The organism is Oenococcus sp. (genome assembly GCF_047725585.1).
Classification (GTDB): Bacteria; Bacillota; Bacilli; order Lactobacillales; family Lactobacillaceae; genus Oenococcus; species Oenococcus kitaharae_A.
On sequence record NZ_JBDNNF010000001.1, the window covers coordinates 228,109 to 241,106 of the forward strand.

Sequence of the window (12,998 nt, forward strand, 5' to 3'; positions counted from 1 at the left end):
ATAGCAGAAAGGCGGATTTCGTGTTAGCATTTGTTCATGAAAAGTTATCGAATCGGTATTTTTGGTCTTGGCACTGTCGCTACAGGTGTTGTCAAAATCCTGCGCGAACAGGCCAAGACTTACGCCAAACGTTTTAACGTCGCTTTTGAAGTCGTCCAGGTCGTCGTCAGGGATACTGAAAAGTTGCGCGATCCCAAAACACAAGATCTCCCGATTTCCGATGACCCGAAAAGTATTTTGGAGAATCCTCATATCGACATCGTGATCGAACTGATCGGCGGTGTTAAGATCGCCAAGCACATCATCGAGCAGGCCTTAAAAGCCGGCAAACACGTAATTACAGCTAATAAGGATCTAATTGCTGCAGACGGCAGGCGTTTAGCAAAATTAGCTGAAGAAAATCAGGTTGGCCTTTATTATGAAGCGGCAGTCGCAGGCGGTATTCCGATTCTTCGGGCCTTATCGACCAGCCTCTCTCCGGACGAAATCCAGCAGATCAACGGTATTATGAACGGTACTTCGAATTTTATCCTGACACAAATGCGCCAGCACAAACTCTCATATGAAGACGCTTTAAAACTGGCTCAGGACAAGGGTTTTGCCGAGGCTGACCCGACCAATGATGTTCAAGGTATTGATGCAGCCTATAAATTACGCATCTTAACTGATTTTGCATTCGGCAAACAGGTCTCGCAAAACGATATCCAAATGACCGGTATTTCGACGATCACACAAACTGATTTAAAAGATGTCTCTGATCTCGGTTATGAAATCAAATTATTAGCGACTGTTAGCAAATCAGCAGCTAATAAATTGCAATTGTCCGTTGCACCAACACTGATGCCTAAAGACCACCCGCTGGCTTCTGTACAGAATGAGAACAATGCTATTTTCGTCAACAGCCGCTATTCCGGCGGTTTGATGTTTTACGGCCCTGGTGCCGGCGAATACGCAACGGCTAATTCCGTCGTCGCTGACTTATTAGCTCTGGTTACAGGATCGGCCGCACCGGCAAAATTTAATACACATCCCAGCAGTTCCTTGGCACTAGCAGGACCAAAGGATCGCATTGCCAGCCGTTATATGGTCTTTAAAGTCGCTGACCGGCTCGGCATTATCCATAAACTATCAGCTTTCTTTTTAATGAGCAACATTAATTTCCGAAATATTCGCCAGTACGATCCAGTTGATGACAGTACCCGCGTCGTGATTATTACCTATCCAGCTTCTGATGCTCAATTAAATCCAGTCAAGACGACAATCCGCCAGGCACGCGGCGTCAGTTTTATCCATGAATATAAATTGCTGGTCGAGCCAAAGGAAAACAGCCATGACTAAAATTATCGTGCCGGCAACCAGCGCTAATATGGGACCAGGCTTTGACTCGCTGGGCCTAGCCGTTAATCTGTATTTGACAGTGACAATTGTCGGCCCCAGCAGCCAATGGCTGGTGCACCACCCCTTCGGCCCCGATGTTCCCAGCGATGAAAAAAATATGATCGTCTTATCAGCATTGACTGTCGATCACGATATTGAGCCGCAAGAGCTGCGGATTGAATCAGACATTCCTTTGGCTCGCGGCCTAGGATCATCCTCTTCAGCCATCATCGCCGGCCTCCTATTAGGCAACGAATTATCATCCACAGTTACATTAAGCAGCGAAACAATTTTCCAGCGTGCTGCTCAAATCGAAGGCCATCCTGATAACGTCGCTCCAGCAGTCTTTGGCGGCATCGTTGTCGCTGGGCCCAACCCAGCCAAGCCAAAAACTTTTTTGCACTACCAAGTTCAATTGCCTGCTGATTATCTGCCAATTGTTGTGATCCCTGATCGGCAATTAGCAACAAGCACATCTCGTGATGTCCTGCCCGACCAGACTGACCGTCGTCAATCAGTGCAAAGCAGCGCACAAAGCAATATTCTTGTGGCATCACTTTTCAATAACGACTGGGCTAACACGGTACTCTTGTTAGAGACAGACCGTTTTCATGAACCTTATCGTTTAAAACTCGTTCCGGAACTGGCAGAAGTTCGTCGCATCGCACATGACTTGGGCTTATCCGGCAGCTATTTGTCAGGGGCCGGTACGACTGTCATGACAATCGTCAAAAAAGATCAAGCAGACAGGCTACTTGATCAATTAAATAAATCCGAAAAATTAAAGGATGCCCAAATTGCGGCTTTATCCTTTGATGCCAAAGGGGCACGGATTATTAGAGATTAAAAAAAGATCCTCATGATGAGGATCTTTTTAAATCACGCGCTTTTAACCTCGCGGCCAAAGTTAATATCAATATTCTTCGTTAAAATATCTGTATAGCTATAAGAAACACGCTCGAACGTTCCTTCGGCCTTATCCAACTGAACAACGAACAGTGACGGATAGGTCTCCAATAAAACACCTTTGCGAGTCGTGGTCTTTTTGCGACCAGCCTGAGCGATTACCGTGATTTGACTACCGATTTTTGAATCGAGATCGTCTTTGATATTCTGCAGTACTTCTGGCATATAACCTCCTCGCGTTTTTACACTCTTACTATTTTAGCAGATATGAGTAAAATTTACAAGTGTTTGACAATTAGCCAGCAGAAATTACAGCGTTTTTGCGCAGATTCAACAGTAATTGTTCGTAATTTTCTAGGGTTAAACGCTCACCGCGAATCGAAAGATTAAAGCCGCTGTCAGTCAGAGATTGTTCAATCCGAGCACGATTTTCATCTGTTTTGCCGTAGCGGAAAAGCAGGTTGTTGACCAGAGATTTGCGCCGATGAGCGAAGGCGGCTTTAATCAAAGAAAAGAGCTCTTTTTCATAGGGAAAGGCTTTAAAACCGGCCTTGGGCGTCAGCATTACGACTGCAGAATCGACATTTGGCGAAGGCATGAAGGCTGACCGGGGTACTTGCAGCTGAATGGCCACGTCCGTACGATATTGGATAGCCAGACTTAATTCCCCGTATTCTTTGCTGCCGACTTGTGCCTGCAGGCGTGCGGCCACCTCTTTTTGCATCATGACCGTAATTGATTTAAATGCCAATTTTTCATTCAGCAGGTAAAAAAGGATCGGCGTTGTGATGTAATAAGGCAGGTTGGCAACAATTTTTAAGGACTTCGTACCGTCAAAAATTGAAAAATCAGCCTTCAAAATGTCCTGATTGATCACTTTGACATTGTCGTACGGCGCTAAAGTCTCCGCCAAGACAGGAATCAGTTTTTTATCAATTTCGTAGGCAACGACCTGCCCGGCTGCTTTAGATAATTGCTCAGTCAGCGAACCAATACCAGGGCCGATTTCCAAAACCGTATCATCCTGATTAATTGCTGCTAATTCAGCAATTTGACGCAGAACGTTTAAATCGATTAAAAAATTCTGTCCAAAACGTTTGCTAGCACGCAGATGATATTTATTCAAGATACCGGCAGTCCGTGCGGGACTGCCTATTTCTGGTCCTTCAATCAAAATTTTCTACCGCTTCTTTCAATTCTTTTTTTGTGATGCCAAACATATTCAGGCGTTTTAACAGTTGCTTGCCATTGGTTTGGCCCAGATGCAGCTTGTCTGTTAATTTGCTGCGGCGAACTGCCGAATCCTGTTGGCCAATCAGGCCCAAGCCGCTTAAATCAGCACGTGTGATGGCTGGTGCTGTTTCAGCGACCGGCTGCTGGACATATTGTGCCAGTAATTTGCGTAGGATGGCCGGATCGGCATGCTCAACACCTAAAGAGCCTTTATGATGGGGCCGGCCTTCTGACTTTTGCAAGAAAGCCTGTCTGATTGTCGGCACCCGATGACTGACGATTTTTCTAATCCGCTCTCCTTGGAAATCGGGATCCGTTAATAGAATCAATTCATGCTGCTGACTGGCTTGGTCAATCATAGCCAGCACAGCCGGACTGATTTTTGACCCACCCGTCTCAATTGTCTGGACTTGATTGCCAAAAGCCAAACGAAGCCTGGCCGTATCGTCTTTGCCCTCGACAATAAAGATCGTGCTTTTTACTTTTTCGGCCATAGACGATGCCCGTTTCTCATCGTAATTTGGGCTAATTCATCACGATCAATGCCTAAAATAGCGGCCAGGCCGTCAACGACAAATTTCGTCCAAGCCGGTTCATTGGTCTTGCCGCGATTAGGAACCGGCGCCAGATAAGGCGCATCTGTCTCGACTAAAAGCCGGTCTAAAGGCACGACTTTAGCCGCTTCATGAATTTCTTTGGCATTTTTAAAAGTGACCATGCCGGAAAAACTAATATAACCGCCCAAATTAACCAGCTTCTCTGCCTGATGCCAATCACCAGCAAAAGAATGCATTTCGAATTTTTTGATGCCTTGTTCCTGCAAAATACGGTAGATATCATCAAAAGAATCGCGCATATGAATTGTGACCGGGAGATCAAATTCAGTGGCCAATTGTAAATGTTTTTCAAAAGCAGCCAATTGTGTCTGACGGTCAAATCCTTTAAAATGCCAATCCAAGCCCGTCTCGCCAACGCCGATCACAGCCGGATCAGATAACTGCTGGCGTAAAAGTTCTTGGGCAGCAGCATCAAATCCGCCCGTATCTTCAGGCTGAAAACCAACAATTGCCCGCACACCCTCATCAGCAAAATCATGGGCAATCTGAATGGCACGCAAATTAGCTTGAGCGTCATAACCGACCACATTCATTTCCATTACACGAAATTCGTGTGCACGGCCAACATAAGCCGCCACATCGTGATATAAAGCGTCATCATTTAAATGCGTATGGGTATCGTAAACATCCCCAGGAATTTTAGTCGGATCGTAAATAGTCATGTTTCCAGTATAAAAGAAAAAGGCTATCTAGTTGAGCCTAATACCTGTGCAGTCTTATCTTTAATAAAGTTAGCTGACCGCTGCAGTTTCTCTTTCTCCTCGTCAGTCAGTGCCAAAGCCAGCTGCTTAACAATTCCCTGCTTGCCGATAATTGCCGGATAACCTAAATAACAATCCAAAGGTGCGTAATAATTTGAAACTGGTAGCTCTTCATGAGCATCTTCGATGATCGCTTTTAGCAATCGACTGGCGGCGGCTGCGATTCCAAAATTCGTATAACGCTTGCCAAAGAAAACCGTATGGCCGCCCATTTTAGCATCGTGATCAATTTGGTCTAGATCCAGCTGGGTCTTAGATTCGGCCAGCAATTCTTGAATCGGGCGGCCTAAGACACGCACAGTCGACCAAGCGACAAATTGCGAATTGCCATGTTCGCCCAAGCTGTAACCATCGACACTGCGCGGATCAATATCCAAAGCGGCGGCTGTCGCGCGTTTCATACGAGAAGAATCCAGCAGCGTGCCGGTTCCTAGAACGCGATTTCGATCAAAACCGGTCAAGCGCTGAAATAACGATGTGATCACGTCGCAAGGATTGGAAATCACGACCAAAACACCATGAAAACCGCTAGCCTTTAATTGTGGTGCACTCTCCTCGACATATTTTTTTGTAAAGGGCAGCTCAGCAAAACGATCCGTCGGCGTCTTCCAAGCCTCAGCTATATTGCCAAAAGCGCTGACAACAATATCAGCATCCTTCAAGTCTGCATATCCGCCAGCAAAAACACGCGTATGAGAAGCTAAATTAGCCTGCATATCCTGTAAATCCATGACATCAGCGGCCACCTTATCAGCTTTCGGATCAATTAAGACTAGTTCGGAAGCCAAACCCAATGTGACGATCTGCTGGGCTAAAGTCGAGCCGACATGCCCACTGCCTAAAATCCCAATTTTCGTCATGATCAGCCCTGAGTCCTATTGTGAGAGTGCATCGGAGCCGCATCAGCAGAAGCGTTTAAAACGGCCATATCTGCGTCTGAAATCTGAAAATCAAGCTGGCTGTCTTCTTCAATATGCTGCCGGCTGCGTGCTTTTGGCAAGGTGACCGTGCCATTTTGCAGAGTGAAACGCAGTGCTAACTGCGGCACGCTGACCTGATACTTGTCAGCCAATTGCTGCACAGACGGCGTGTTTAAAATATCGCCCGTGGCCAATGGCGAATAGGCTTCAATACGAATGTCGTTTTCCTTAGCAAAAGCCGAAATTTTCGGCTCGGTAAAACCAATATAATACTGAATCTGATTGACTACCGGCTTAATTTCAGCAATATTCAAAATGTTTGTCATATCATGGACATCGAAATTAGACAAGCCGATCGAACGAATCCGGCCGGAACGCTGCAATTCTTCCAGCGTTTTCCAGGTCTCTGTATTCTCACTGTCAAAGTGGCGACGGCCGGCTTGCGACCAAGGCCAAGGGCCGTGAATCAAATACAAGTCGATATAATCAAGATTTAAAGCTGTCATTGAGCGGTCAAAATCGGTCAGAATGACATCACGTGTCTTATCACCGGCTGGTAATTTGGTCGTCACCCAAAGATCTTCTCTTTTAACATCAGAATCCGCAATCGCTTGGCCAACAGAATGTTCGTTGCCGTAAGCACGGGCTGTGTCGATATGGCGATACCCTGTTTGCAAAGCTAAACTGACTGCATCATAAGCCGTCTTGCCCTCAGCTGTCTGCCAAGTGCCAAAACCGATTTTTGGAATCTTAGTTCCGTTATTTAAAGTATACGTATCTGTTAAAACTGACATCGCTGCCTCCTACTAATGAACATTATCCTGCTTCAAAGTGAGAAAATTAAGGTATGGCAGAAAAAGATTTATCACGTTTAACTAAAGAACAATTTAATGTCACACAAAAAGGCGCTACTGAACGCCCTTTTAGTGGAAAATATGATAATTTTTACGAAGCTGGTATCTATGTAGACGTCGTCGATGGCACACCGCTGTTTTCCAGCCAGGATAAATATGATGCCGAATGCGGTTGGCCAAGTTTTACTAAGCCGATTGCCGACCCGAATATCGTCGAAAAGACCGACACCTCTTTTGGTATGACACGCACGGAAGTCAGAAGTAAGGCCGCCAACAGCCACTTGGGCCACGTCTTTGACGACGGTCCCTTAGACAGCGGCGGATTGCGCTTTTGCATCAATTCAGCTGCCTTGCGCTTTGTCCCGCTGGCTGATTTAAAGACCGAAGGCTACGGCGATTACGCTAAACTGTTCGACAAGCATCAAGCGCAGTCGTAACTGGGTTTTTCGCCTTCGTAAACATCAAGAATTTTACCAGACGGATCGACCGTGATTTCATCATACTGCCCGAATAATTCCTCATAATCCGGATTGATAGGCAGATCTTGAAGTTCCTTTTCATTGGCCGTTGGGCCGGAAATAATTAGATGCTGCGGATCAATTTGGTTCAGCAGCTCTTTTTTTTGAAAAATACCGTAATCACTCATTTTCAAATGTCCTTGAATCATTTCGTACACCCCGCTTTCTATGTTAAACATTCGCGAAAATTTTGCATTGCACCGCGTTTAACGACTTAAAATTGCTAAAATCGTGTCCAGCACGCCGTCATGATTGTTATCAGCAGCTGTCAAACGGCTCTTGTCAAAATACTGCTTCAATTCCGCTTGCGAGTTGGGCATGATATAGGGTTGGCCGACATATTGGAGCATCTCCAAATCATTCAGCCCGTCGCCGAAGGCTGCCATCTGGCCAGCCGGAATTTTCAAGTCATTGGCCAGCCTTTGCAGCCCAGTCGCTTTATCAGCACCGGCATTGACAATATCGATCGCGCCAAAACCCGACGTCGGCGTACGCAGGCCGGTTAACAGCGGATCATTTTCCAGCATGTCTAAAAACTGCTGGCCGGAATCCTGTTTCCAGTTGAGTGAAATTTTATCAATCGGGATCGTAATCTGGTCAAAAGAATCAATTGCCTGCCAATTAGGGTAAAAATCGCTGATTGTTCCAGCAAAAAAAATCTGTGTCTTGGGATTTTGGACCGATTCCTGCCAATCAGGTGCAAAAGAACTGCCCTCTCCGGCAAACACAGCCGAAGTCGGTTTCGTGTCCAAAACCTGCAGCAAATCATAAATTCGCCTGACTTTTATCGGATTAATGACAGATTGATGCAGACGTTGATGACCCTTTTGAATGTAAGCGCCGTTTTCTGCAACCATGGAAATCACATCCCCTTGCGGATCAAAGGGCGAAAAGAATTTGTTGATGCGCATGGCTTGATTGCCCGTCGCCAGCACGAAATGCTTCTTTTGCTGGCGCAGCAAGTCGACGACCTGTTTCATTTTTCTCTGATTGAAGTGATTATGGCTGTCTAACAGCGTCCCATCCATATCACTGGCAAATAAGCGAATCGTTCCTGTCTCTGTCATGCTTTCTCCGTGTGCTGGCCATCGGGTAAATCCTTGACTAGATAACCTAAGGCGCGAATTTGATCGCGCAAACGATCAGAAGCGGCCCAATCTTTGTCAATGCGAGCCTGTTTGCGAGCCGCCAATAATTGTGACACATTATCAGGCAGCGGACGAGCGGCAGCATTGGCTTGCAAATCAATCCCAAAGACGCCCATCAATTGGGACAGTATGGCGAGAATGGCATCAGCAGAATCCTGTTTGGCTTGACCGCTGTCAGCATAGGAATTAGCTAGCTTTACGAGCTCAAAAACGGCTGACAAAGCGTTAGCAACGTTAAAATCATCATCCATAGCTGTGACGAAATTCTTTTCAATCACGGCCAAATTATCTGTAATCTCAGCATCGGCACCAACTGTTTTGCTGGCATGGGCAAGACGCTGATAAGCTTGGCGGATGCGGTCCAATTCAACTTTGGCACGATCCAATTCATCAGCTGAATAATTGATCGGACGGCGATAATGTGTGGCTGACATGAAATAGCGAATCACCTGCGGGTCATCATAGGAAGCCAAAAGATCATGCACAGTCGTAAAGTTGCCCAGCGACTTGCTCATTTTTTCGTTGTTCACATTGACAAAGCCGTTATGCAGCCAGTAATGAACAAATGTCTTGCCCGTATGTGCTTCGGATTGGGCGATTTCATCTGTATGGTGCGGGAAAACTAAATCAATGCCGCCACCGTGAATATCAATCGTATCGCCAAGATACTTGGTCGACATGACTGAGCATTCAATATGCCAACCTGGACGCCCCTGTCCCCAAGGAGACTGCCATTTAATCACATGGCGCGGCTCGTTTTTCCAAAGAGCAAAATCCAGCGGATCCTCTTTTAGTGCCAAAGCACCGTCATCCAGACGGCCTGAAGCACCTGTTTCCAAATCATCGAGGCTTTCATGTACCAAAGCCGTGTAATTCTTGGCCTTTCGGACACGAAAATAGACATCCCCAGATGATTCGTAGGCATAACCTTTATCAATCAAATCAGCGATGAAAGCGATAATGTCATCAATGACGTCAGTGGCTTTCGTCCGCGTTGTGGCCGGCAGAATATTAAGCGGCTTGGTATCGGCGTAAAAGGCCTTGATGTATTTATCGGCGATTTCCTTTTCGCTGAAACCCTCTTCTTGGGCGCGATTAATGATTTTATCGTCAACATCCGTAAAATTCGAGACAAAGTTCACCTGATAACCGCGATAAATCAGGTAACGGCGGATTGTATCAAAAGCAATCGACGAACGCGCGTTTCCCACGTGAATATAGTTGTAAACGGTCGGCCCGCAGACATACATGGTCACTTTTCCGGCTTGGATGGGCTTGAAGACTTCTTTGCTTGCACTTGCGGTGTTGTAAACTTTCAGCATAATTCTATTTTACCTATCTCTGTCAATTCGAACATCGAAGCGCATTCAATTCTATTTATTTATTCGTGTGATTGAAAATAGTTGGCTGCGGCCGAATTGAATTCATGAGCATTCCTGCACTAGTTAGAAAAACAATGATCAAAAAACAATACTTTTAAGCGGCTGTGAACGTAAGCCTTAATGCGAAGATTTATCCGAAGATGTGCTATTTTTTAACAATTCCTTTTGCAGTTTTAAGGATTGTTCCAGCAAATCATTATTGCGCTGCTGGGCTTTCAGCAATTTTTTGGTTTCTTCCAACTGAGCATTGTAGCCGAATGCTTCAGAGGCGTTTTTCACAAGGAATTTATTGATTAGTTTCACAAAAAAGAAAACGCAGGCCGCGATCGCACATAAGGTGAGGACGTTTTCAAAAACAGTTCTGAAAGGATCCAGCACCAGTCTGAGATTGGCTGTATGGCGCGGTGAAAATAAAAGCAGCGACATAAAATAAAACAAGTTCGATGCCAGGCTGATGACGCTTTTGATTAAATCGGTCAGGCTGCCGCCGACGATCACACCAATTGACAGCTGAATGATCGTTGGCGAGGTAATAAATTTCCGAAACTGATCGGCCTGTTCGCTGGCCAAAGTATCTTTAAGCTGGATTTTAAAATTCTTTTTCATCAGATTGCTCCTGTCAACCGTATTACTGTCTATTTTTCCATGAAAAAACCCGCTAATCAAGCAGCGGGTTTTAAATATGATGATTTATCTTCAAACTAATTGCATCAAGATCGGTACAACAATGATAAACAAGACGGTCGAAGTGGTCACAACATTTGTGGCATATTCAACATCCCCATGGCTCTGTCCGACCAAAATAGGCAGGACCGCCAATCCTGGAGCAGCCGATTGAATAATCAAAGTTGATGATTCCAAGGATGGCATACCAACAGCAAACAAATGTAAAATACCGATCATTAAGGCTGGTGCAATGATAAAGCGGCCGATCAGGACTAGGACCGAATCTCGATCAAAATGAATTGATTTCAATCCAGCATCGGCCAGCACAATGCCGATATAAATCAGAGACATCGGTGTGACAATCCCGCCAACCGTAGAAAAAGTCGTATCAATCCAGGCCGGTACTGGAATGGCCAGCAATAAGAACACCAGCGAAAACAGGAAACCAACTAAAGGCATCGGCAGTAGTTTTTTCCAATTAAAGGATGTTTTGGTGCCTTTGTCTTTTGTCGGATCATCAGCTGAAATGAAGAAGACGCCAATCGCCCAAGTCGAAATCGTATTCATAACATAATAAATCAAGAAATAAGGCATAGACTTGCTGCCAAACAAAGCCAGATTCAAAGGCAGGCCAATGAAAATCGTGTTTGCGTTGACAAACATATTAATAAAGGTACCGCGCCGTCCAGCACGAATTCTAAATATTTTTGTCAGTAGATAAGCAATGACATAACCCAAAAAGAAGCTGGCCGCCGCAAATAACAATCCGCCTGACAGAGAAACCAGCCGGCCGCGCGTCAAATAACGCAGCACGCTGACAAAAATCGATAAAGGCAAAGCAATATTCATAATTAAATAAGAAATATTGCCTTTAAAGGAATCGCTCAATTTGCCTGAGCGCCGCAAAATATATCCCAAAGCGATGATCAAAACAATTTCAACTACGCTTTGAACACTTGTAATAAAGGCATTCATTAGTATTCAGGCTCCCACTTCAAATCATCGACGGCCTTATTAACGTCTGCAATCGGCTCTCGGTTTAATCCTTGTTCAACGGCTTTTTTAGCTACAGCAATCGCCAGGGTGCGCGAGAATTCAGCCAGCTTAGCAACTGGTGGCAAGACAGCGGCACCAACCTTGCTAGTATCAACAATGCCGCCCAAACTATGAGCAGCGGCTGAAATCATTTCCGGCGTTAACAATTTAGCTTGTGCAGCAATCGCGCCTAGACCCAGTCCTGGATAAATCAAGGCATTATTCGCCTGGCCGATTTGATAGGTTTGACCTTTATAGCTGATATCAGAAACAGGCACGCCGGTCCCGATCAAAGCTTGGCCATCGGTCCATTTCAAAATATCCTCGGCTTTGGCTTCGGCTAATTTTGTCGGATTAGAAATGGGGAAAATAATCGGACGAGCTGTATTTTTAGCCATTTCCTTAACGACTTCTTCTGTGAAGGCACCCGGCTGCGTTGAAGTCCCAACCAAAATCGTCGGGTGAATGACCTTAACAGCAGCAGCTAAATCGGTTAAATCAGATGAATTGGCAAAATCTGCCCGTGACGCTGCGAAAGGTTTTTGTTCAGCAGTCAAAGTGTTGTCGTCATCAAAGAGCAAGCCTTGTTTGTCAACCAAGAAGAAATGCTTTTTGGCTTCCTCGTCGGATAAACCTTCTTGAACCATTTCTTCATGCAGCTGCTTGACAATTCCCATACCGGCAGTTCCGGCACCAAAACTCATGTAAGTCTGATCCGTCAGCTTTTCGCCGGAAATTTTTAAAGCACCTAAAACGCCGGCTAAGACGACGATACCAGTTCCCTGGATATCATCATTGAAAGTGGCGATCTTGTCTTCATATTTATTTAAAATCTCAGCTGCATTGGAACGACCGAAATCTTCCCAGTGCAGGTAGAGATTCGGGAAAAGTGTTTCAGCCTGATCCACAAAGTGATCAATAAAATCACTATATTTTTGCCCGCGTACACGTTTGAAACGATTGCCCAAATATAAAGGATCGTTTAACAGTTTTTCATTGTTCGTGCCAGCGTCAATCACAACTGGCAGCACGGTTGCCGGGTCAATGCCGGCAGCAGTTGTATAGACCATCAATTTTCCGACAGCGATATCGACACCTTGGACGCCCCAATCGCCGATACCTAAAATACCTTCAGCGTCCGTCACGACCAAAAGCTTGATATCACGGCCGTTAGCAGCGTGCTTTAAGCTATCCTGAATATTTTCCGGATGCATGATGTCCAGAAAAGCAGCGCCTTGTGTTTGCACAAAAAGACTGGAATAATTTTCGACTGAATCGGCGATCGTCGGGTCATAGACAATCGGCATAAATTCAACCACGTGCTGAGAAAATAGTTTATAAAACAGTACATGATTCGTGTTGAAGATTTCCATTAAAAAGAGACGTTTTTCTAAATTAGTCTCTTTACTTTGAAATTGTGCGTAAGTCTGGTCAACTTGCTGCTGCAAACTCTGAATTTTGGCTGGCAGCAGTCCGTTCAAACCGAGTTCTTTACGTTCAGCTTCCGTAAAAGCCGTGCCCTTATTTGTAAAAGGGTCGTTTAAAATGCTTACTGGATCTGTCATATTTCTCTCCTAACAA

The 12,998-nt window shown here is 45.3% G+C and carries 15 protein-coding genes; 3 read left to right on the forward strand and 12 right to left on the reverse strand.

The features are described from left to right. Window positions 1-36 precede the first annotated feature (36 nt). Together ABF487_RS01055 and thrB are read left to right on the forward strand one after the other, a co-directional pair. The gene (locus ABF487_RS01055) at window positions 37-1,338 is read left to right on the forward strand and encodes a homoserine dehydrogenase (RefSeq protein WP_415634255.1); all 1,302 of its coding nucleotides are present in this window, start codon (window positions 37-39) and stop codon (window positions 1,336-1,338) included. After that, entirely contained in the window at window positions 1,331-2,224 is an 894-nt protein-coding gene (gene thrB / locus ABF487_RS01060) for a homoserine kinase (RefSeq protein ID WP_415634256.1), read from the forward strand. Before ABF487_RS01055 ends, thrB begins: the two co-directional genes overlap by 8 nt. 32 nt (window positions 2,225-2,256) lie before the next feature. On the opposite strand, the gene ABF487_RS01065 is transcribed toward thrB, so the two are convergent. The 6 genes from ABF487_RS01065 to ABF487_RS01090 form a co-directional block, all read right to left on the reverse strand. Next, window positions 2,257-2,508: a Veg family protein gene (locus ABF487_RS01065; RefSeq protein ID WP_007744363.1), complete on the reverse strand. Its 252-nt coding sequence runs from the start codon at window positions 2,506-2,508 to the stop codon at window positions 2,257-2,259. Between the two features lie 70 nt (window positions 2,509-2,578). Beyond that, window positions 2,579-3,457 (reverse strand): 16S rRNA (adenine(1518)-N(6)/adenine(1519)-N(6))-dimethyltransferase RsmA, encoded by an 879-nt coding sequence (gene rsmA, locus ABF487_RS01070; RefSeq protein WP_263779535.1) that lies wholly within the window; start codon window positions 3,455-3,457, stop codon window positions 2,579-2,581. Continuing rightward, on the reverse strand, window positions 3,450-4,010 hold the full coding sequence (gene rnmV / locus ABF487_RS01075) for a ribonuclease M5 (protein ID WP_263779534.1): 561 nt from the start codon (window positions 4,008-4,010) through the stop codon (window positions 3,450-3,452). The genes rsmA and rnmV overlap by 8 nt, the downstream gene beginning before the upstream one ends. Next, on the reverse strand, window positions 3,995-4,795 hold the full coding sequence (locus ABF487_RS01080) for a TatD family hydrolase (RefSeq protein ID WP_263779533.1): 801 nt from the start codon (window positions 4,793-4,795) through the stop codon (window positions 3,995-3,997). Before ABF487_RS01080 ends, rnmV begins: the two co-directional genes overlap by 16 nt. Window positions 4,796-4,818: 23 nt before the next feature. After that, window positions 4,819-5,757 (reverse strand): L-lactate dehydrogenase, encoded by a 939-nt coding sequence (locus tag ABF487_RS01085; RefSeq protein WP_415634370.1) that lies wholly within the window; start codon window positions 5,755-5,757, stop codon window positions 4,819-4,821. Continuing rightward, a complete protein-coding gene (locus ABF487_RS01090; protein WP_415634257.1) occupies window positions 5,757-6,608 on the reverse strand; it encodes an aldo/keto reductase in 852 nt (283 codons plus the stop codon). The genes ABF487_RS01085 and ABF487_RS01090 overlap by 1 nt, the downstream gene beginning before the upstream one ends. Before the next feature lie 53 nt (window positions 6,609-6,661). Between ABF487_RS01090 and msrB the strand changes: the two genes are divergently transcribed. Further along, on the forward strand, window positions 6,662-7,105 hold the full coding sequence (gene msrB / locus ABF487_RS01095) for a peptide-methionine (R)-S-oxide reductase MsrB (protein WP_263779532.1): 444 nt from the start codon (window positions 6,662-6,664) through the stop codon (window positions 7,103-7,105). On the opposite strand, the gene ABF487_RS01100 is transcribed toward msrB, so the two are convergent. The 6 genes from ABF487_RS01100 to ABF487_RS01125 form a co-directional block, all read right to left on the reverse strand. Then, complete coding sequence (locus ABF487_RS01100) at window positions 7,090-7,365, reverse strand: hypothetical protein (protein ID WP_241778146.1); 276 nt, start codon at window positions 7,363-7,365, stop codon at window positions 7,090-7,092. The genes msrB and ABF487_RS01100 overlap by 16 nt on opposite strands. Window positions 7,366-7,392: 27 nt before the next feature. After that, complete coding sequence (locus ABF487_RS01105) at window positions 7,393-8,253, reverse strand: HAD family hydrolase (RefSeq protein ID WP_263779531.1); 861 nt, start codon at window positions 8,251-8,253, stop codon at window positions 7,393-7,395. Then, window positions 8,250-9,656, reverse strand: coding sequence for a cysteine--tRNA ligase (cysS, locus tag ABF487_RS01110; RefSeq protein WP_415634258.1), 1,407 nt, complete (start codon window positions 9,654-9,656; stop codon window positions 8,250-8,252). The genes ABF487_RS01105 and cysS overlap by 4 nt, the downstream gene beginning before the upstream one ends. 177 nt (window positions 9,657-9,833) lie before the next feature. Continuing rightward, window positions 9,834-10,322: an MscL family protein gene (locus ABF487_RS01115; RefSeq protein ID WP_263779529.1), complete on the reverse strand. Its 489-nt coding sequence runs from the start codon at window positions 10,320-10,322 to the stop codon at window positions 9,834-9,836. Window positions 10,323-10,412: 90 nt separating this feature from the next. Further along, complete coding sequence (locus ABF487_RS01120) at window positions 10,413-11,357, reverse strand: AEC family transporter (protein ID WP_415625730.1); 945 nt, start codon at window positions 11,355-11,357, stop codon at window positions 10,413-10,415. Further along, complete coding sequence (locus ABF487_RS01125) at window positions 11,357-12,982, reverse strand: malolactic enzyme (protein ID WP_415634259.1); 1,626 nt, start codon at window positions 12,980-12,982, stop codon at window positions 11,357-11,359. The genes ABF487_RS01120 and ABF487_RS01125 overlap by 1 nt, the downstream gene beginning before the upstream one ends. Window positions 12,983-12,998: the final 16 nt, after the last annotated feature.